The sequence below is a fragment of the Vibrio mediterranei genome (assembly GCF_900088415.1).
Taxonomy (GTDB): domain Bacteria; phylum Pseudomonadota; class Gammaproteobacteria; order Enterobacterales; family Vibrionaceae; genus Vibrio; species Vibrio mediterranei.
This window is the reverse complement of the sequence record NZ_FLLQ01000005.1, coordinates 240559-261176: the sequence shown is the minus strand read 5'-3', so window position 1 is coordinate 261176 and position 20618 is coordinate 240559. Positions and strand designations below refer to the sequence as shown.

Genomic DNA, 20618 nt, shown 5'->3' with positions numbered 1-20618 from the left:
GATAAACCGTGTGCACGTTTTGGTTAATTAGACAGCGGATTGCTATAAAACTCGTTCAGTATTTAGTACGATGTGTTGAAACGTCATCTGGGTGGCGACTTCATTACGTTTGGTTCGAGTTATATCATCATGTCTTCAAAACAAATCCCAACCCTGCAACAATTTATCGATGCTTTAGACGATCATGTTTGGGTGAAAGATGCGGATAGGAAGTACATCGCTGTCAATAAGAGCGTAGAATCCGCGTGGAATATGCCACGCTCGGACATTTTCGGTAAGACTGATTTTGATCTTTTCGCGAAAAGCCGCTCAGAGCATTACCAAAAAGCCGACGACAGGGTCATCGACTCTGGCGTCCAAGAGACGGTGGAAGAATGCGCCAGTCGCGACGCATATGGTCATGATGTCTGGCTAGAAACCATCAAGTCACCAATTCAGCAACCAGATGGCGAGCTCATTGGTGTTATTGGCATGACGAGAAACGTCACCCGCCGGAAACAAGTCGAAGTCAGACTGTCGATCACATCTGAAATATTCAATAACTTTCAAGAAGGTATGATGATTACCGACCAAAATGGCAAGATTTTGGACGTAAACAGCGCTTTCTCAGAAGTTACGGGTTATCAAGCTATTGAAGTGATCGGTAAAAACCCCAGATTCCTACAGTCGGGCCATCACGACGCTCAATTCTACCAAAACCTCTGGCAACAACTCTCAGAAACGGGTCTTTGGAAAGGCGAGTTTATTAACCGCAAAAAAGACGGCAGCATTTATCCTCAAATGGCAACGATCAGCACTATCAATGACGATGGCAATTCGCTTTTGCATTACATTTGTGTATTTGAGGACATCTCGAAGCAAAAAGCGCATGAAGAGAAACTGCGCAAAATGGCATTCTTCGATCCTCTTACCAATTTACCGAATCGTTCTCATCTAACAAGTATATTAGAGCAGAGCATTGAAGGTGGTCAGCGCCATAGCGAGCAATTTGCAACACTGTTTTTAGACCTAGACCACTTTAAGCACATTAACGATAGTAAGGGGCACTTGTATGGCGATAGACTATTATCGCAGGTAGCAGATAGATTGGCGGACGTTCTTCATCACAGAGCTAGCATCGGACGTATTGGTGGTGATGAGTTTGTGATTATTCTGACTGATTATGACAGCGAAGCGCAGTTGCTGGACACAATCGACGAAACGCTTGGTGTGTTTAATCGCCCTTTTGAGTTAGATTCGCAAGAGTCGCTACGAGTGTCCGGGAGCATTGGTGTGGCATTGTACCCGCAAGATGGTCAAAACAGCGAAACCTTACTCAAAAACGCGGACACTGCCATGTATTTAGCGAAGAAAAACGGTCGCAATGGCTACGCGTTTTATTCTCCAGACTTAACCTACAGTTCGGTTCTTCATGTACGTGTGCAGTCTGCGCTACATGATGCAGTTGAGAAGCAACAATTGTCTCTTGTTTATCAACCCCAATATGATCTAACGAATAACACACTGATAGGCGTAGAGGCTCTGTTGCGTTGGAATCATCCTGAATTAGGAGTGATTGCACCTGCTCAATTTATCCCTATTGCGGAGAAAACGGGGTTAATACAGCGAATTGGTGCTTGGGTAATTCGTGAAGCGTGTGAGCAAGGACGCCGGTGGCTCGACCAGGGTATCGAGTTCGGCAAAATTGCGGTTAATGTCTCTGGGTTACAGCTGCAACATCCTAACTTTGTCACCAAGCTCAAACAAAAACTGTTAGACACCAACTTTCCAGCTGAACGATTGGAGATCGAAATCACCGAAAGCTTTTTGCTTATTGATCATCAACTTGCGGTTGATACTCTGAACCAAATCAGAGAATTGGGGATTGAGATTTCGCTTGATGATTTTGGGACTGGGTATTCGTCGTTGTCGTATTTAAAAGGACTACCGATCAGCAAACTAAAGATCGATCGTTCGTTTATTTGCGATGTTCCTGATGAGAATGACAGTAACGCTATCGTGCAGGCGATCATTGTCATGGGAGAAACGCTTTCTCTAAAAATCGTGGCAGAAGGTGTTGAGAATGGAGATCAAGTTGAATACTTGCGCTCTCATGGTTGTGAATATGGTCAGGGCTACGTGTTTAGTAAACCAGTAACCGCTGACCAATTAGCTACGCTGTTTGTTTGATTTAACTTTCAGCTTCGGTAAGCTCTGCTTCGTTTTGAGGCTGGTGTTTATCAGCAGCGGCTAGCATCTTACGAATAGCAATGGATGCAGTGAATGCTACTGCTACCATCACTACCGCGAGTACAGTAAGTAGTGAGAAGTAGTCGCCATATACTGTCTTAACAAACTCTTGAGTAATTTCTTGGCCTTTTTCCGCTGCGATAGAGGTTGAGAACACTGCGCCCACAATCCCAGATAGTGCAATCGCCACTGAGAATAAACTCACGGAGAAGTTCTCAATATGTTTCGGTGCTACAGACAGAATAAATGCCACAACCAGTGAACCGACAATCACTTCTGCAAAGGCTTGGAAGAAGTGGATAACTAAGAAAATTTCAGGTCGAATGATGACACTCTCGCCGATGTTTTTCACGGCTAGCGCCAAAATACCGAACGCAATGGCAGTCAGAATGAAAGAAAAACCAATTTTGGTTGCTGTGGTGAAATGGATGTTACGTTTCTCTAAGCTTGAAAAGGTTGCTGCAATCACTGGGCCTGCAACAATACACCATAATGGGTTCATTGACATTGATGCTTCTGGTGCGATTGGAATGATACCGAACAGGTCACCACGCATAGTATTGATGGTTACCATGGTCATCGATGTCATCATTTGGCCATAGTAGACAAAGAATGCAGTCGTCAGAACCGTTACGATTAAAATAGTGCCCATACGCAGCGCGTCCGCTTTTTCTGCTTTGAACATCAGAGAAATAAAATAGCCGATTGCCGCCAAACCAATGGCGTAAACAATGTTCTTGCCGATGTCCATATTAGAGAACATAAAGAACACCATTCCAACCATGGCGATAGAAGTAATACCGAATTTAATCCAGTTTGCGTTAGAGACAGATGCTTGGTCGATATCTGCACCGACGCCCTGAAGTTGTTTACGGAACGTCATCAACGTGAATAGCGCCGCGAACGCCAAGATACCAGAAAGCATGAAACTGCCATAAAAACCAATAACGAGCACGAACATTGGGAATAGGTATTGGCCTAGTAAAGCACCGATGTTGTTTACTGAGTAGTTAACTGGGTATCCGTTTTCAAAGTCTTCTTGGCTTTTGAACGTACGCTTGTAAAGGCTAGGATAAGAAGGGGACATTAAGCCACGTCCATAACTCGCTAAAGCAATACCAGCTAGACTTAAAGGGATGTTAACAGTAGATGCACCAATGACAAGCAACACGTAACCACAGGTAAATCCAAAATAAGCAATCGTCAATGAGCGGTACGCGCCTAAGAATTTGTCGGCAATAAAGCCACCTGCGATAGCGAATAGAGGACCGATTGATGAAAACGCACCCACCACCATCATAGTGTCCGCTTCACTGTAATCGAGATTTTCTAGAAAAAACCTCGTGAGAATGACCATCACTCCATAAAATGAAAGGCCAAACATCATTTGGCAGAACATCATGGATTTGTTTAGTTTATTCCACATAATTTTATCCTTAGTATTTATTAGGAAGTGGTTTAAATATCCAGATAAATGTTAACAGACAAAATTTGTTACATGTTGATCTCTACTCCTATTGTGTGGCTTTTACACACGACATTTTCTAATCGTTCGGGTGAGAAATTGTTATCGAATATCTTGTAGGCAAAAGAAAAGGGCATACGATGATGCCCTTGATGATGCCTATAAATTGAGTCTATTTCAGATTAAGACGCTTCATTAAACGATGCAGATTTCCCGGGTTAACGCTTAATTGTTTTGCCGTGGCACTTAGATTCTGATTATTATCCAAAAAGGCCTTTTGGACATATTGAGTTTGGAACTCATCGACAGCATCTTTGAGCGAGGCGGATGTGCTCAAAGTACGTATTGTATGGCCAGAAGAAGAGAAGTGCGGCTCCTTCTCACGCTGGTGTTGTTCTGATTGAACATCTAGTGTGATGTGTTGCGCTAATATAGAAACATGCGACGAGGTACTTTGTGCTTTAGCAATGACAGCGCCTCGGTTAATAGCATGTTCAAGTTCCCGCACATTCCCTGGCCAGTCGTACGCCTGTAATTTGGAAATTGCCCCATCGCTTAGACTGATGCTAGATACCTTTAGCTTGTGTTGGCATCGCTCGGCGAAAAAACCAGATAATAAAACAATATCCCCCTCGCGCTCTTTCAGTGGAGGGACAAAGATAGGGAAAACGCTGAGTCGATGGTAAAGGTCTGCTCGAAATCGGCCTGCTTTCACTTCTTCGTGCATGACACGGTTAGTAGCGGCAATGATTCTGACATCTACTTTGATATTTCGATCGTCGCCGACTCTTTGAATATCCCCGTATTGCAACGCTCGTAATAGCTTCGCTTGCAATCCGAGAGACAACTCACCAATTTCATCCAAAAACAACGTTCCCTTGTTAGCCAATTCAAACTTGCCCTTGCGATTGCTGATAGCGCCGGTAAATGAGCCTTTGATGTGCCCAAATAGCTCACTTTCTGCGACGGACTCTGGCAGTGCAGCACAGTTGAGATAAACCAAAGCTTCGTCCTTGCGAGAGGATTGTGAATAAATAGACTGTGCTACCAACTCCTTACCTGTTCCTGTTTCTCCAATAATCAATACCGACAGATCGGTATCCGCAACCGCTGAAATCTCTTGTTTTAATGCACCCATAGGTCGTGACTGACCAATAATATCTGCTGCATCCTGACGGGCCAGTTTAGTAGAGCTGGAGGACTCTGAAATTCCTCCAGAACGCTCGAGCTTTTCTACTAACAAAGCGGTATGAAGACTGTTGGCAGCTAAGGCACTTAGTATCCTTAGATCTTTGTCTGCGGTCGTATCAAATTGAGTTGGATTGAAAGCATCAATGGTGATCGCCCCGATGAGATTATCTTGTAGTAAAAGTGGGAGACCGACACAAGAATGAACTTCGAGATTGCCTTCATGGTTTGGGATAAGTCCATCATAGGGATCGGCGAGATCACTGTTTGCAGGGAAACGAACAATGTCTCCTGCTCTCGCAATTGCTTCAAATCGAGGATGATTGTCTATTTCAAAACGGCGGCCTAATACATCCGCGCTCAGTCCATCAGTAGCCAAGGGAACAAAAGACTTACCATCAAACTTGAGTAGTGCCGCTGCGTCACATTGAAGAACTTGGCGAATAGTGGAAAGTAAACGATCAAAGCGATCTTGTTCTGAAATACCGGATGTGATGTCTAGGGCAATCTGCAACCATGCCGAACGAAATTGGCTCATAACGAAGCTCCATTACCAGTGCTAATTTTGTCACTATAACAAATTATTTATCATAATGACTAAGTTTAAGAATTATCAAATAAACAAAGTATGATATGAAAGATGAGTGTTTAGTTATCTGATGAGCCTTATTCATAAATGTATTCAGGTAGTTAGCACAAATAGTGCTTGTTTCTGTCTCCATGGCACGCGATATGCTTAATCTTGGTAAAGATAATCATTATTATTTAGGCGTAGAGATGAGGTCGTTATGACACAATTACACTTAGACAGTCCTTTGCAAGAGGCGAATGCAGAGTGGTATCAAATTGCTAGCCTTGAAGTCACACCAAGAGCTGTTTCAAACCGAACATCGTCGTGGCTAGCTACACTGCTATCACGTTTTCTAACATTCTAATTTTACTGATAAAAGTATTGGAGACTTCCATGAGCCATTTAAGAATTCCTTCACATTGGACCATTCAACGTTCTACTCCATTTTTCACCTCAGACACTGTGCCACAGGCGTTACTCACCCATCACAATACTGCAAAGGGTGTGTTTGGACAGTTATGTGTTATGGAAGGTACAGTCACCTACTATGGGTTTGCGGATGAAAATGCGGTAGAGCCAGAAACAAAAGTTGTCATTCATGCAGGACAATTTGCTACCAGCCCCCCACAATACTGGCATCGCATCGAAATAAGTGACGATGCTCAGTTTAATATTAATTTCTGGTCTGAGAGTGATAAGCAAGGCCAAACAATGTTCCACGCTAAGTCGTAATCATCATGCACTAAACACGATGATCGAAAAATCAATGAATTAGGCCTCCAGGCCATCTTGGCTCCTCATACAGGAGCCTTTTTTCTATCTTGTATTTTGTCATATAAACAATGTTTAGTCTTAATGATTACTATGATGTATTGTCATAAAGATAATATTTACATGCCGGGTAGAATTAATATTCTTTAAATACAATGAGATATGTTTATATGAGAGGTTGGCACGCTCAATGCAATAGAAGAGATAGATTAAATGCCACGTTGATTATGTATAAGGTAGTAACATGACAATTCACGTAAAAAACAATATTCATTGGGTAGGACAACGCGATTGGGAAGTTCAAGACTTCCATGGTACAGAATACAAAATGACAAAAGGGACGAGCTACAACAGTTACCTTATTCGTGAAGAAAAGACAGTATTGATTGACACTGTTGACCATAGATTCAGTTATCAGTTTTTACAAAACTTAGAGATGGAGATCGACTTGCATTCTATCGACTTCATCGTCATCAATCATGCGGAGGAAGATCACTCCGGTGCCCTTGCAGCGTTGATGGAAAAAATCCCTAATACGCCAATTTACTGCACAGAAGCCGCCATAGACTCTATTGTAGGTCATCATCATCACCCTGAGTGGAATTTTAAAACGGTCAAGACAGGAGACACTATTGATATTGGCAATGGCAAACAACTTGTCTTTGTCGAAGCGCCAATGTTGCATTGGCCGGACAGTATGATGACGTATTTAACCGGAGATGCGGTGCTGTTTAGTAATGATGCGTTTGGTCAGCATTATTGTGATGAACGCCTATTCAATGATGAAGTGGACCAAGCGGAACTGTTTGAGCAGTGCCTTCGTTACTACTCAAATATCTTAACGCCATTCAGCGCATTAGTGACGGCGAAAATCAAAGAAGTGCTGAGTTTTAATCTTCCTGTGGAGATGATTGCAACCTCTCACGGTATCGTCTGGCGTGATAACCCTGTTCAAATTATCGAGAAGTATTTGCAATGGGCGGATAACTACCAAGAAGATCGCATCACTATCTTCTACGATACCATGTCGAATAACACTCGAATGATGGCTGATGCCATCGCACAAGGCATTCACGATGTGGATCCAGGCGTCGCAGTGAAGGTCTTTAATGTCTCGCGCCAAGACAAGAATGAAATACTGGCGAATGTGTTCCGTTCGAAAGGTGTACTCGTAGGATCGTCGACCATGAATAATGTGATGATGCCGAAAATTGCGGGCATGCTAGAAGAGATAACCGGTCTAAGGTTCAAAGAAAAGAAAGCAGCTGCGTTTGGTAGTTATGGTTGGAACGGTGGTGCTGTTGACCGTATTCATACACGCTTGACAGACGCAGGCTTTGAAACAACCGAGAGTATTAAAACTAAATGGCGTCCCGATGGCAAAGCAATGAGAGAGTGCAAAGCCTATGGACAAAAAATTGCCAAGCAGTGGGCATCGAGCGATCTCAATGTAACTCCTATTGAATTTAACACGGTGTCGAGCGATGAAGGTAAACCTACGTCCGAGTTACCCCATGATTCCGACTGCCAGTGCATGATCTGTACGGTGTGTAACTGGGTATATGACCCTATTCAAGGAGAACCGAATCAAGGTGTTGAACCAGGGACGGCTTGGGACGATGTGCCTGACTATTTCTTGTGTCCAGAATGTAACCTAGGGAAAGACGTATTTGCGCCTCACACTAAAGAGGGGGTTGCATGAAGCATTTTGACATTGTCATTATAGGGAGCGGCTTCGCTGCCTATCAATTGGTTAAGTCATTGCGGCGTATCAACAACTCAGTCTCAGTGGCTGTAGTGACGGGTGATGATGGACATGACTACAACAAGCCAGATTTAAGTCATGTATTCACCAAAATGCAAACCGCTGAACAGGTCATCACTAAGCGGGCAGAACCGTTCGCACAAAAGTATGGTATTGCGCTATATACCAACACTTGGGTCGAGCATGTAGACCCTCAGCTGCAGACTCTTGAAGTGGAGGGTGAAACGCTGGGCTTTGCAAAACTGGTCTTAGCGACGGGAGCGAGTCCCTTTATTCCAGTCATTGAAGGCTCTGCATCCCAAGATTTCCTTACTCATAATTCGTTAATTGACTATGAGAAAAATCAAACACGTTGGCGAAACGCATCTCGTGTATTAGTACTGGGTGGTGGGTTAATTGGCGTGGAAGTGGCACTGGATCTTGCGAGTGTTGGAAAGCAGGTTTTCTTAGTTGAACCTGCTACGAGACTAATGCAGAACCAATTACCTGACTACATCGAATTGAAACTCAAGCAGGCATTGCAACAAGAAAGCATTAAGGTTATCACCGATGCGTTTGTGACTCATATTGATGAAGGTCCAGAAGCAAAACTTGTTACTTTGAATCAAGGTCAAGAGTTGATGGTCGATGAAATACTCGTGTGTGCTGGCCTTCGGGCCAACACGGTATTAGCGAAAAACATGGGACTGGAAGTGAACAAGGGTATTACCGTTGATGATTACCTTTGTACCTCCACTGCCAATATTTTCGCCCTAGGTGACTGTGCTGAAATTCAAGGAGAAGTAAGGGCGTTTTTACAACCTATCGTGATGAGTGCGAGTGCCCTTGCTAAAACGTTGACGGGAGACGCCACAAAGCTGACATTACCAACTATGTTGACTAAGGTAAAAACGCCAAACTACCCAATTCAGTTTGCTGGCGTTGTCCATGATAAACAGGTTACTCGATGGAACTACGACGCTAGTACTAATGGTATTTTAGCTACCGCATTTAATGACAACGATGACATGATAGGTTTTATCGCGACACGAGGCCGAACACCTGAGTCGTTCAAATTATTAAGGGAGTTGGTCTAATACTCACGACCGCTGTTAAGAGAAAACAACACTCACCCCAGTCTTTGAGGTGAGTGTTTTTTGTTTCTTTCAGTACTGCTTAAAGCGCCTGTTGTTTTGCTTTTGGCTTAAGGCTTCTCTGCTTGCGAGGTTTAACCATCATTCGATAAACAACAGGGACAAAGTAAAAAGAGATCAATGTCGTGAGGACGGTACCACCTGCGATAGCCACAGCGAACGGTGGCCAGAAGCCTCCTCCTGCGATAATCAATGGTATAAATCCGCCAACGGTAGTGATAGTGGTTGAGGTAATATGGCGAGTACATGCCATAACTGCATCGACGGAAGCATCGATGTCGCCTGACGAAGCTTTCTCATCTAATCTCAATTCCGCCAAAATTACGATAGCCGCGTTGATAGCTAGCCCCATGATGCCAAGCATCGCTATGATGACGGTAAAGCCAAATGGATAGTTGAATATCCACACAGAGAGCAGCCCTAATCCTCCGGCTAACCCCGCCACCATAAAGATGATCGTACTTAACCTAAACGAATTGAACGACATGACGACGACCAAAATCATCAAGACTACCACAACCGAAATATTCGAAATGAGCAGACTTACAGAGCGGTCTCGTTCTGCGGACTCACCACCAAAATCGATATGATAACCCGCTGGTAAGGTATATTGGGACAAACGTTGTTGGAACTCATTAAGTACCGTTTGTGGTAGCACTCCCGCTTGGATATAGCCCTCAATGGTATTAACGCGCTCGCCATTGCGTCTGGTAATAGCGCCACGGCTGGTGGTGAGTTCAAGGTCGGCCAGTGTCGATACGCTGACACCTGTGGTATACGTATCGGAAGAAATAGGCAGACGTAAGTTGCCAAGGTGCGATAGGTTTTCGCGCTCTTCATTAGCAACACGTACACGAATAGGAATAGACTCGCTGCCTTCTGTGACCGAACCGGTTTCTCGGCCGACTAACGTCGCTTGCAACATGTTGGCAAACTGGTTGAGCGTAATGCCATTGAGCTTGGCAGTATCTTCATCCACTTTTAACCAAACTTTTGGTGTACCGGGTTGCAGGGTTTCTCTGGTGTGTGTGACATGAGGCGTATTGGCAAGAATGAGACGGATATCCTCTCCTATAGATTTGAGCGTATCGAGATTCTCACCATAGACTCGTAACTCTATTGGTGCTTTAAACGGAGGACCTTGTTCTAGTTTTCTCACCAAAATTTGAGCGGAAGGGATTTCTCTGTTTAACCTCTCCTGAAGCTCTGGAATGACTTTATTAGCGGTTTGGAATGAATCCATTTTAACCATGGCTTGTGAGAAGTACGGCGCGTTGTTTTGTGTGGCTTGTAAATTGTAGTAGAACGATGGGAAGTTAGCGCCAACTAACCAATCGACTCGCTCTACACCTTCATAGGAACGAATGATGTCGTCCACAAGCTCCGTAGACGCCTCAGTCGCATAAATACTGGCTTGTGGAGGTAAAAATACTTGTACCTCAAACATGTCTCGATCCGAAGGTGGAAAAAACTGTTCAGTCAGTTGAGAAATACTCCAATAGCCAGTAATGGGAACGGCTAAAACAAGCAGCAAAGAAATAGCAGGGTGTTTGATCGCCAGTTTTACTGAACGAGCAAAAGCATGGGTCAAAGCGGGAATGCGAAGCCCTGTATTGTACCAATGGTCTCCCGACGAGTGGCTAGGCAATAGCATAGTCGCGAACCCGGCAATGACGGTGTGCGAAAGGATATAAGAACCCACTAAAGAAAAGGACACGGTGATCGCAATCGCGCCTACAAACTCTCCAGTAGCGCCGGGCATCAGAATAATTGGAGCAAAGGCGAGAATTGTGGTGAGTGTTGAACCTAACAATGGCACCCATAGATGTGACAGTGCATTGATGGTCGCCTCTAACCGAGCCTGACCTTTTAATCGATAGCTTTGGATGGTGTCCACCATGACCACAGCATTGTCCACCATGATTCCCAATGCGACGATAAGTCCTGTCACCGACATTTGGTTTATGGGGATCCCTGTCATTTTCATTAATGACAGGGTAAACATCGAAGTCAGGGGCAGCGCAATAGCAACTAGCACAGCCGCTCTCACGCCCAAAGTCACAAAGAGTACAATCAGAATCAGACTAAAACCGATAAGCAAGCTTTGCCCTAGATCGACCAAACGTGTCGTCGTGTATCCTTGTTGATCAAAGAGAATGTTAACCTTGATATTGCTGGGTAAATCCTGCTGAAAACGTTCAATGACCTTCATTGCTCTAGCGGTCCATTGATCAACACGTAACTCAGGCACCATTCGAGCTGCAACAATAACACCGGGTTCACCATCAATGAGTGCCATTTCACTTTCAGGCGTCTTAGCGCTGCGAGTGACGCTGGCAACATCTTCGAGTCGAATAATATGACCGTTATCGTCGACGATCAAAGGCACTTGTTTAATTCGCTCGATCGAATCCAATTCTGACTCAATTTCCAGCCCAAAGCGCGCGAAATGGCTGACCAGCTGACCGGCAGAGTTTTTCGCATCTGCGCCTGTTAGACTATCACCGATGTTGATACTTGAGCGGCCAAAGGCCGCGGTGTCAGCAGTCCGAAGGTTAACTTGAATCTCTTCTTTTGGCATGCCGTATTCATCAACAAACTCGGTGCCTGATAATGTTCTGAGTCTTTTAGCTAATTCTTTAGCATAACGTCCTAATGTTAGAATATCGGTTTCACCAGGGCCGTCCCAAGTTAGCGCGGAAATGATGGTAAAGGCGTAGGTGTGGTCACTGTCTAAATCAGGGGCGCCTGAACCGGTTGGCAAAACAGGGGTGATGTCGGACAGTTTATCTCTTGCTTTGGACCAGACTGGCTCTGGCTCTGTAATCTCATCCTTCAGCTCTATTGTGACAATAGAGATGCCCGGCCTAGATGTTGAACTTAGTAATTTGACTTCACTAAGCTCCCTAAGTTTGTTTTCCACTACCTCAGTAACCAAGGTTTCGACTCGCTCGGCACTCGCGCCCGGAAAGCTTGTCGTTACATTGGCAAAACGGTTCGTGATAATGGGATCTTCTGCTCTTGGTAATGACGAAAATGCGGCGAGACCACTTACGATCAACAGAGCGGTCATTAAAATGAGTAACCGAGTATTGGTAATGATTTGAACTGCTTTCATATCACCACCTATTGAGCGCTTATTTGTACGGGTTGCCCCGGAACAACACGGTGCAGGCCACTGGCAATGATAGACTCGCCATTGGCAAGTGAACCATTGATAAAGGCACGTTGGCTATCAGCGTATAAGACGTTCACACTGCGACGTTCTACTTTACTATCGGCGCCTATAACATAAACATTCCACACTCCTCGCAAGCCATCAATAAGTGCGGTGAGTGGAATCCAGTAACCTGGTTCGTCAATCGATTGTTCGAAGGCCAAATAGGCCAGTTCTCCCTCCAAAACATGAGCATCTTCAGGAAACTGATAGCGCAGTGACACGCTGCGTGATTTGGTGTCTACCATCGCACCTGGGTTAAGAAGTGTGACGCCATAATGAGCGTTAGAGACTCGCACATCAGGAGAAGTCAGTTGGGTGACACGTTCAAGCTGTTGAGCTGGAATACCGATAAATGCTTCTTTACCGGCACTGGCGAGCAGTATTAAGGTTGGTGTGCCGACGTTGACAACATCTCCAAGAGAGACATGTCGTTTGGCTATAACGCCTGAATATGGGGCAAGGATGGTCGACTTTTCTTGTTTTAGCTTATTTGCGTTCCACGCGGCTTGTAGCCTCACAAGATTGGCTTGCAATACACCTTCTTGGCTTGTGAGGGCATCGATTTCAGCCTCTGCACTGAAGCCTTTCGACTTAAGAGACTGTTGACGTTTTAGATTGGCTTCAACCAGTTTTAGCTGGGCTCGCACTTCATTATTTTGTGCCCTCAGCTGGTTAGCTTCGGTGACCAATAAATCCGTATCGAGTCTAATGAGTGGTGCGCCTTTTTCTACGACATCACCCACATCGACAAATAACGCATCCACTTTGCCAGATAGCTCAAAGCCGAGATTAGCTTGTTGACCTGCTTTCACCGTACCAACGTATTCCCTTTGAACCTTGTATGAAGGGCTTAACGTAATTTTAGTGGTGGAGACAGTCAAAGGCTCGACCGCCTCTACCTCTGGTTGCTCTGATTTTTGACAACCTTGTAGCAAAATCAGAATTGCTAGTGCTGATGCTTTTGTTAGTAATTGCTTTGTTTGCACCATAGACATCCTATAAACCTAAGCTATTGGTCATAGAATAATCACAATCAAACTAGACTGTCTAGTTTGATTGTGTTAAAAATTAGTTATTCCAAAGGTTGCTACTGGTATTGTGAGCATGATCCAAAAAAGTGAACAGAAGAGACTACAGATATTAAAAGCGGCGGGTGAGTTGTTTTGCGAACATGGCTACAAGGTGAGCATGGATCAGATCGCTAAACTAGCTGATGTCTCAAAGCAAACGGTCTATTCTCATTTCAAAACTAAAGACCAGCTGTTTGAAACCTGCATTCAATATCGATGTGAGCAGCGCGCGATTGATGAATCGGCGTTAAGTTTGGATAATCCGATCAAGCCTACGTTGGTAGAGTTTGGTGTTCGTTTTCAGAACATGCATCTTGAAGAGCAAGTTCTGCAAACGTTTCGAAATGCAGTGGGGCAGGTGAAGTCTCACCCTCAAATATCTGCACTCTATTTGCAATCTGGACCTCAAAAAACACTTCATGTTCTAGCCAATTATCTCCAACGCCACCATGAAAAAGGCACGATTTCCCTTCCCAACGATTCAGAAAATGCAGCGATGCAACTTCTACTGATGTTCCACGGAAAAGCCGCCTACTGGGCGTTTTTGGGCGAGAGTGAAGTGCAAACTGAAGCACAGCGCAAACAATACATAGAAGAATGCGTCACGCTATTTCTAGCGGGTTGCTAACCGACGATAAGTGGTGATTGGCATTTTCGGTTTTACGTTGCTGAAATATATGAATAATCGACTCATTGAGCCAGTTGACCAGCGCACTATTTTGGTGGCGACTGTGAAAATAAGACAATGCAGGATACTGAGCTTCGGGTAATATTTGGTCAGGATTTAGCATGACTAAATTTGGGTAGTTATGTATCGGGAAGCAGTTGGTGGTTCCCATAAACATATCCGATTGCTGCACAACATCAATAAGTGCAACTGGGTATTCGGAACTAAACCCCACTTCAAGTGGATACCCTAAGCGTTTGAAGATTTCAACAGTAGGGCTTGTATATTTACTGTAGTTACTGACGATTAGTCGTGCTAATGGATACTTCGACATAGACTCAACCGTGACCTTTTTCTTAGTAATCGGGTGGCCTTTTCTAACGAGTAAGCAAGCGTTGATATCACCAATTGTTCGCTTTTCCATGAAAGGGTAGCTGTCAGTTAATTCAGCATTGATCCCTAATAGTATTTCTCCCTTTTCGATAGCGGTGACGGTTTGATCATTCCACGATGCGATATGGATTCGTAGGCCCGGAGCATGTTCACGAAAATAGCGATACAACTCACCAGAAATGGAGAAAACAAAACTCGAAGAGAGAGCAATGGTAATGTCTTGGTCTAGCTGAGCGGGGTCAAAGACATCGCTATCATTGATGACATTTTCAATATCGTACAGTAGTGGGAGTAACGAGCTCGATAGCTGCTCAGAAAATGGTGTTGGTGCTAAACCTGATTTCACTTTAACGAATAACGGGTCATCAAATTGATGACGCAATTTTTGTAGTGATTGACTGACGGCTGGTTGAGATACGTACAATCGTTCCGCCGCTTTACGCATGTTTTTCTCTTCGTAAAGCACCTTGAAGACGCGAAGAAGATTAAGATCGAGATTGGCAAATCGGTCTTTAGCCACTGGATTACTCAGTTTTATGGATGGCATGGGAATGTTAGCACTCTCAATGTTAGAAATACGTCAAAAGCCAACGTGGAATCACATTGGCTTGGTATAGGTGGTTTAACTGCCTGTTATTTAATAGGTTAGAATTTGTAACCAACCGTAAATGATAGGTAGTCTGCGTCAAGATCACCGTACATTGGTAAATCGACGCGAAGATCTGCGTATAAGCCCATGTCAAGTTGGCCACGCACGCCAGCACCGAGATAGACACTTGAGTCATTGCCCGTTATTTTGCCATAGTTAGATGTATTGACTTCATCACCTAGGAAAGCAAGACCAACTACACCGTAAGGTTTAATCCACCCTTGACCAAGGTCAAAGGCGTAACCAATATCGGTATCAATTTTCAAGGTACGAGCTTTGTAATCCAATGTTTCATCGTAGAATGGAACGTAAACATCATCCTGGTTCCAAGCATAAGACACGTTGATACCAAAGATTTGGTTGAAATCATAACCGTATTCAACTTTAACGCCGGTGCCTAAATTCCAGCTTCCCAGTGAGTCACTAAATTCTAGGCTTGAAGCACCTATACCAACACGATGACCACTAAAATCTGTATTTGCAAATGCGCCCGTTGAGATTGCTGCGATAGCGGTGGCAAGAACTAACTTCCTCATTACTAAACCTTTCTTGTTAAAAGCAGCCCTGCTTATGGTTTGCATTCCGTGCTCTGTTTCGATGAGGGCTAGTGTAATGACTGGTTAAAAAGACACTAATCATCAGTTATTAATAGTCTGATAACTCCTGCTTATGACCTCTCTGTCAAATAATTCTTGACCTCAAGTTAACTTGAGGAATTACGCTGAAATTCAATCACTAACAGAAGGAATAATATAATGAATGGATATATTGAACATGCCAACATTACGCTAGTTAACCCTAAGAAAACGATAGAATTTTTATTAGCTGCATTGCCAAATTGGCGCCTTAGAGGTCAAGGAAAAATGGAAGAATGGTATGGCAAGGAAGTGGAGTGGTTTCATGTCGGAGATGATCGCTCTTACATCGCAGTCCAATCGGGAGGTGATGGTCGAATAGCAGATTGGAACAACCATTGGACAGGCGTAAAACACATAGGAATCGTCGTAGATGACCTTGACGAAACAGTTGAACGGCTAAAAATCGCAGGTTATGAATTGGATCATTGGGGAGGAGAGCATCCCCATCGTCGTAGTGCTTATTACGTGGAGGATCATAATATGCAGTTTGAGTTTGTCGAATATTCCTCAAACAATAGTTCGGAACGAAATGACTATAGTATTTGATAATGTCCTATGAGTATTATCAATATGTCGGCGATTCGATGATGGCTTAGCTAATATATTGATATAAATGAAATTTCCTTTTTTTGATTCTAATTGTTCATAGGTGAACTGATGAAGGTTTAGATCTACGAATAGCTGTCATTTGTTGAAGTTTAAAACTTGAACTAACGTGTTCTTATCAATGCTACACGAGAGAACCTGTTATGACTGATAAGAAAGAAATCACTAGTGATGTAGAAAAACAGCGTCAAGAATTGATGGCGAGATTGAAAGGTGCTCAAAACCAGATGAAAAACTCCGGTTCTGATAAAAGCAACGCATCAGGCTTTCTAGATGTGATGATCAAAAGCACAGGAACTTTTGAGAAACAGTAGTAAAAGTACGCCCAAACTATCGTTTGGGTGTACTTTAGTTGTTACCCTAATGACCAGCATCTAACAACACTATTAATAACCTTCACGCTGTATTCATTGTTCTGAGAATTCTTCACTGTCAATCCTCACATACCTTGTTACCTTAAAAGTTCATACAATGGACTGCGGTAAAGCTATGGATTTATGGATAAAGCTAGAATACCTTGCCTTACAAATTTGGGCGATTTTTGTCATTAGGGCGTTACTATTTGGCCAATAGTTTGGTGGCAATTAGCCAACTTGAGTCATTTCGTTAAGCGTAAAACTCTCGACGGCGCCGTCGGTTGCTGCTTTGTATTGAGCAATATGTGGCGCGGCTAAATGTGCCATTAACAGCTCGCGCGACTCCCAGTTTTCGTAAAATACAAAGTGCGCAGGGTTTTCATTATCTTGGTGTAGATCGTAGTTGATACAACCTTGTTCTTTACGTGTGATATCAATGAGTTTAAGAAGCTCTGCTTTCACAAGTTCAATCTGATCAGGTTTTGCAATGATGTTAGCGACAATAGTCAGCTTTGCCATGGTATTTCCTCGTTAGAATGGATCTTTTGGTTGGTAGTAATTGGATAACAACATCTTATCTTGGCTTAAATAAAACAAAAAGAATGAGAGATTTGAAAGATTATCAAACCATTATTGATAATCGACGTGTTTCTGGAGTCGATCCCGTTCGCCACTTACAAGCATTCCAACAATTCAGTTAAAGCGATGTGAGCGGCGCAGATGGACTCATATACGCTCTACCAACTTCTGCAATGTTGCAATCAAAGTTCTTTGTTCTTCATCTTCAAGCCCGGCTAGCAACGCTTGATTGACTTCGACCGGTAGGTGAATGACTTCTTCCTTAAGGGCTTTCCCTTTGTCTGTCAAAAAGATTCTGAAGGAGCGACGACTTTCTGGGTCGGCACGTCGCTCGACCAATTCTAGAGCTTCTAATTTGTCGAGTGTTCTAGTCGTTGTTGAGCTCTCTACCTTGGACATTTGCGCAATCTCTCGCTGAGTAACGCCTTCCTTTTCCCACAAACACATTAGAGTTGGCCATAACGCGAGCGTTAGTCCCTTTTCTCGCAATCTCTTATCAAACTCTTTTGATGCATGATTTGCCACAACATTTAGTAGCCAACCAAAGCTGGTTTGGCGTTCGAATTCTGTCTTCATTTTTACACCATTGAAAAAGCAACTATTGTCATCGTAACTAATATTGAGATGATTAGCACTAACAACGCTTTAAAATTGCTCGATAAAGAAGGAGATAGTACATCTGCGTTGAGTATCTGCTGCCCTGTGAACATAGACATCAGCAGACTTTTACCACGTAGTTTGTAGATAACAATGGCTCCAACGTGCAGTGCGACCATGATTGGTAACATGTCAGCGAATACTACGTGAATGGTGTCTGCAATGTCATAAAGAGGCTCGGGAATAAAAATGCCGATACTCTCCAAACCATCAAACATTCCAGCTAAAAGCATGCCGGTAACACATTGAATGAGTAATATACCGATCATTGCAATAACCATGACTGCACCTAGCGGGTTATGCCCAACATATGAGATTGCCTTACCGAATGTATATCGGACAACTGTTTTTGGATGCTTAAGAAAAGAACGGAATCGGCTACTTTCACTACCAATAAAACCCCATATCACGCGCCAAAGCAATAATGTAAATAAAACTAGCCCCAATTGAAGATGGGGCCCTTGATTACTAAAGCCAGTGAATACTAGTCCCGCAAAAACAAGGGCTTGAATCCAGTGATAGAGTCGAGTCGCAAGATCCCAAACTTTAACTTTTTGCATAATTTGATCCTTTAGTCTTAAATAGTTGACATTAATTTACACGGCAACTGTTGCGTATGCAATAATTGTTGTGTAAATTAAATGCATCAACAACGATGTACAAATCAGGTGGAGGAAATATGTTCACTCATCATTCAACGACCAAATTAGTATTCTTGCTCGTATTATCGACAGGTACTTCATCTCTAGCGTATTCCGCTCCGAACTCAGCAACATTAGACATCATAGACGCGCGGCAAAAAGCCTTTACAGTCCTTGAGTCCCAAACTAAGGCTGTTAAAAAAACGCTCGATGGTAGTGATACCGACTGGCAGACTTTGTTAGACGCGAGCGAGCAACTTGTGGCTAACAGTGATGCGTTAAACGGTGCCTTTGCTTTAGGGACTCTAGAAGGAAGTAAGGCGAAAGAGAGCGTGTGGAGTAAGCCGGATAAATTCAATCGATTAATGCAACAGATGCAACAAGGTTATCAGCAGGTGGCGCTTGGGGCACAAAATCAATCTATTGCAGAAGTCGAGAAGGGGCTAAAGGCTGCGGAATCTACGTGTAAAAGTTGCCACCGCAGCTATCGTTCACGTTGGTAAGAAGTATCATTTGAAACAGAAGGTAACGTCATGAAAAAAATAATCAAAACTCTATTTGCTATCGGTGCACTTCTTGTGGGTGCTGGCTCCGCTTATGCGTACGATTATGGTGTTGAGTTAAAGTGGAACACTGATGATATCGCACAAGTGCTTAAGACGATGCCGGAACAGAGAGCATCATTTAAGAAGCTGGTGGATAACGGAAAAATCAAAGATATGTTTGTCGAAAATAGCCAAGTAGGCGGACAGAAGACACAGCTACTAAAATTCGTTATGGAAGCAGAAAGCGAGCAGTCGGTGCGTGACCAGCTAGCAAGCTTACCTTTGTACCAACAAGATTTGGTAAGAATAAACCACATTCAGCTGTTGGGCTCAAAGTGGTTAGACAACACACCGCAAGCGAATAATTTTGGCCTCACCTTCATTTGGAAGTCTGGGATAGATCCTTTGGAAATTGACAGAGTATTGGGCATCGATTTACAGCGAGTGATAGCACTTAATCAAGTTGGCACGGTAACCTCTTCGTACATCAATACTCAGAATTTAGAGAATGGTGTTGTCAGACCCACTTATTTGGTGGCGGTGCTTGCTAAAGATGCCGCACATGCTTTGGAAATGAGTAAGCAATTTGAGGCGGTGATAATGGGCTACGCCGACGTGCAAGTCGAGCCTCTGGGTCACAAGCTAGATATGAGCAAATTGTAAAACACAAAGTGCTGCAATCAAGTATCGGTTGCGGCTCACCTTTCTATTCCACTGGGCTGCACAACCTTATATTATCCAGAGAGTTTATTCAGATTGAAGTAGGATAAGACATGACGAAAAAGTCACTTTTTGTGTTTGATATGGATGGTGTACTCATCGAATCAGAACCTTTTTGGCGAAAGGCGCAGATTGAAGTGTTAGCTAATTACGGAGCGAGCGCCACTATTGACGATTGCATTGAAAACACTATGGGAAAACGACTTGATGATATTGCTGCAATATGGATTCAAATGTTTAACTTAAGTGTGGATGCTAAGGTGTTGGAATCAGAGATAATGCAAAGGGTAGTTGCACTTGTCGAACAGGAAGGCGAGGCGATAGAGGGTATTCCGACACTGATTTCAGACTTGAAACAAAGAGACTTTCGCCTAGCTCTAGCTAGCTCTTCTGCCTATCCAATTATTCATGCGGTGACTGAAAAACTAGCCATACAGGACAGCTTTGACTTGATGTTAAGCGCAGAAGACGTACCAAATGGTAAACCCGCTCCCGATGTGTATTTGGAAGTTTGTCAGCGTTTAGATGTTCCAGTGGAGCAGGCATTCGCATTAGAGGACAGCCTAACTGGTGTGAAAGCCGCTGTTGCTGCGCAGCTAACCACCATCGCTATTCCTTTTGAAAATAATCCCGTGTTTTTAATTGCGGATTATGTCGTGGGGTCGGTGCAGGATGTGATAGCAATAGTTGACCATCATGCCGTCGATTAAGCAAACTAACCACTAGATGTAAAACTGTGAGTAGCGAGGAAGCAA

At 43.6% G+C, this 20618-nt stretch carries 20 protein-coding genes; 11 read left to right on the top strand and 9 right to left on the bottom strand.

The genetic code is table 11. The features are described 5' to 3' along the window. The first annotated feature begins 129 nt into the window (after positions 1-129). Positions 130-2169 carry a sensor domain-containing protein gene (locus VME0621_RS16130; protein ID WP_231892962.1) on the top strand — a complete coding sequence of 680 codons (2040 nt, stop codon included), beginning with the start codon at positions 130-132 and terminating at the stop codon, positions 2167-2169. A 1-nt stretch (position 2170) separates the two neighbouring features. Here VME0621_RS16130 and VME0621_RS16125 read toward each other — a convergent pair whose 3' ends face one another. Together VME0621_RS16125 and norR are read right to left on the bottom strand one after the other, a co-directional pair. Further along, complete coding sequence (locus tag VME0621_RS16125; protein WP_062458545.1) at positions 2171-3655, bottom strand: peptide MFS transporter; 1485 nt, start codon at positions 3653-3655, stop codon at positions 2171-2173. Between the two features lie 211 nt (positions 3656-3866). After that, a complete protein-coding gene (gene norR, locus VME0621_RS16120) occupies positions 3867-5420 on the bottom strand; it encodes a nitric oxide reductase transcriptional regulator NorR (protein WP_062458542.1) in 1554 nt (517 codons plus the stop codon). 250 nt (positions 5421-5670) lie between these two features. Here norR and VME0621_RS26655 point away from each other — a divergent pair, with 250 nt between their 5' ends. The 4 genes from VME0621_RS26655 to norW all read left to right on the top strand — a co-directional run bounded on the left by VME0621_RS26655 (position 5671) and on the right by norW (position 9065). After that, positions 5671-5817 (top strand): hypothetical protein, encoded by a 147-nt coding sequence (locus VME0621_RS26655; RefSeq protein ID WP_156750275.1) that lies wholly within the window; start codon positions 5671-5673, stop codon positions 5815-5817. A 29-nt stretch (positions 5818-5846) separates the two neighbouring features. Beyond that, a complete protein-coding gene (locus VME0621_RS16115) occupies positions 5847-6185 on the top strand; it encodes a TehB family protein (RefSeq protein ID WP_062458539.1) in 339 nt (112 codons plus the stop codon). Between the two features lie 283 nt (positions 6186-6468). Further along, positions 6469-7926: an anaerobic nitric oxide reductase flavorubredoxin gene (norV, locus tag VME0621_RS16110; RefSeq protein ID WP_062458536.1), complete on the top strand. Its 1458-nt coding sequence runs from the start codon at positions 6469-6471 to the stop codon at positions 7924-7926. Then, the gene (norW, locus tag VME0621_RS16105; RefSeq protein WP_062458534.1) at positions 7923-9065 is read left to right on the top strand and encodes an NADH:flavorubredoxin reductase NorW; all 1143 of its coding nucleotides are present in this window, start codon (positions 7923-7925) and stop codon (positions 9063-9065) included. Before norV ends, norW begins: the two co-directional genes overlap by 4 nt. A gap of 79 nt (positions 9066-9144) precedes the next feature. Here the strand turns inward: norW and VME0621_RS16100 are convergent, their stop codons facing one another. Together VME0621_RS16100 and VME0621_RS16095 are read right to left on the bottom strand one after the other, a co-directional pair. Further along, entirely contained in the window at positions 9145-12240 is a 3096-nt protein-coding gene (locus VME0621_RS16100; protein WP_062458531.1) for an efflux RND transporter permease subunit, read from the bottom strand. Positions 12241-12248: 8 nt separating this feature from the next. Then, on the bottom strand, positions 12249-13331 hold the full coding sequence (locus VME0621_RS16095; RefSeq protein WP_062458528.1) for an efflux RND transporter periplasmic adaptor subunit: 1083 nt from the start codon (positions 13329-13331) through the stop codon (positions 12249-12251). Positions 13332-13440: 109 nt separating this feature from the next. On the opposite strand from VME0621_RS16095, the gene VME0621_RS16090 reads away from it, so the two are divergent. Next, positions 13441-14040 carry a TetR/AcrR family transcriptional regulator gene (locus tag VME0621_RS16090; RefSeq protein WP_171390726.1) on the top strand — a complete coding sequence of 200 codons (600 nt, stop codon included), beginning with the start codon at positions 13441-13443 and terminating at the stop codon, positions 14038-14040. On the opposite strand, the gene VME0621_RS16085 is transcribed toward VME0621_RS16090, so the two are convergent. Both VME0621_RS16085 and VME0621_RS16080 read right to left on the bottom strand, forming a co-directional pair. After that, positions 14015-15019, bottom strand: coding sequence for a LysR family transcriptional regulator (locus tag VME0621_RS16085; protein ID WP_062458525.1), 1005 nt, complete (start codon positions 15017-15019; stop codon positions 14015-14017). The genes VME0621_RS16090 and VME0621_RS16085 overlap by 26 nt on opposite strands. A gap of 98 nt (positions 15020-15117) precedes the next feature. Next, positions 15118-15657 (bottom strand): porin family protein, encoded by a 540-nt coding sequence (locus VME0621_RS16080; RefSeq protein ID WP_038227784.1) that lies wholly within the window; start codon positions 15655-15657, stop codon positions 15118-15120. Between the two features lie 219 nt (positions 15658-15876). Here VME0621_RS16080 and VME0621_RS16075 point away from each other — a divergent pair, with 219 nt between their 5' ends. Together VME0621_RS16075 and VME0621_RS26650 are read left to right on the top strand one after the other, a co-directional pair. After that, on the top strand, positions 15877-16305 hold the full coding sequence (locus VME0621_RS16075; RefSeq protein ID WP_038227249.1) for a VOC family protein: 429 nt from the start codon (positions 15877-15879) through the stop codon (positions 16303-16305). A gap of 203 nt (positions 16306-16508) precedes the next feature. Beyond that, on the top strand, positions 16509-16679 hold the full coding sequence (locus VME0621_RS26650) for a hypothetical protein (RefSeq protein WP_006069293.1): 171 nt from the start codon (positions 16509-16511) through the stop codon (positions 16677-16679). A gap of 270 nt (positions 16680-16949) precedes the next feature. Here VME0621_RS26650 and VME0621_RS16070 read toward each other — a convergent pair whose 3' ends face one another. From VME0621_RS16070 to VME0621_RS16060, 3 genes are all read right to left on the bottom strand, one after another. Then, positions 16950-17240: a putative quinol monooxygenase gene (locus VME0621_RS16070; protein ID WP_006069292.1), complete on the bottom strand. Its 291-nt coding sequence runs from the start codon at positions 17238-17240 to the stop codon at positions 16950-16952. A gap of 207 nt (positions 17241-17447) precedes the next feature. Next, positions 17448-17876 (bottom strand): MarR family winged helix-turn-helix transcriptional regulator, encoded by a 429-nt coding sequence (locus tag VME0621_RS16065; RefSeq protein ID WP_006069291.1) that lies wholly within the window; start codon positions 17874-17876, stop codon positions 17448-17450. A gap of 2 nt (positions 17877-17878) precedes the next feature. Then, entirely contained in the window at positions 17879-18517 is a 639-nt protein-coding gene (locus VME0621_RS16060) for a cytochrome b/b6 domain-containing protein (RefSeq protein ID WP_062458522.1), read from the bottom strand. Between the two features lie 119 nt (positions 18518-18636). Between VME0621_RS16060 and VME0621_RS16055 the strand changes: the two genes are divergently transcribed. The 3 genes from VME0621_RS16055 (at position 18637) to VME0621_RS16045 (ending at position 20573) form a co-directional block, all read left to right on the top strand. Continuing rightward, positions 18637-19101 carry a c-type cytochrome gene (locus VME0621_RS16055; RefSeq protein ID WP_062458519.1) on the top strand — a complete coding sequence of 155 codons (465 nt, stop codon included), beginning with the start codon at positions 18637-18639 and terminating at the stop codon, positions 19099-19101. 30 nt (positions 19102-19131) lie between these two features. Beyond that, positions 19132-19806, top strand: coding sequence for a hypothetical protein (locus VME0621_RS16050; protein WP_062458518.1), 675 nt, complete (start codon positions 19132-19134; stop codon positions 19804-19806). 110 nt (positions 19807-19916) lie between these two features. Continuing rightward, positions 19917-20573, top strand: coding sequence for an HAD family hydrolase (locus VME0621_RS16045; RefSeq protein ID WP_062458515.1), 657 nt, complete (start codon positions 19917-19919; stop codon positions 20571-20573). The last annotated feature ends 45 nt before the right edge of the window (positions 20574-20618 follow it).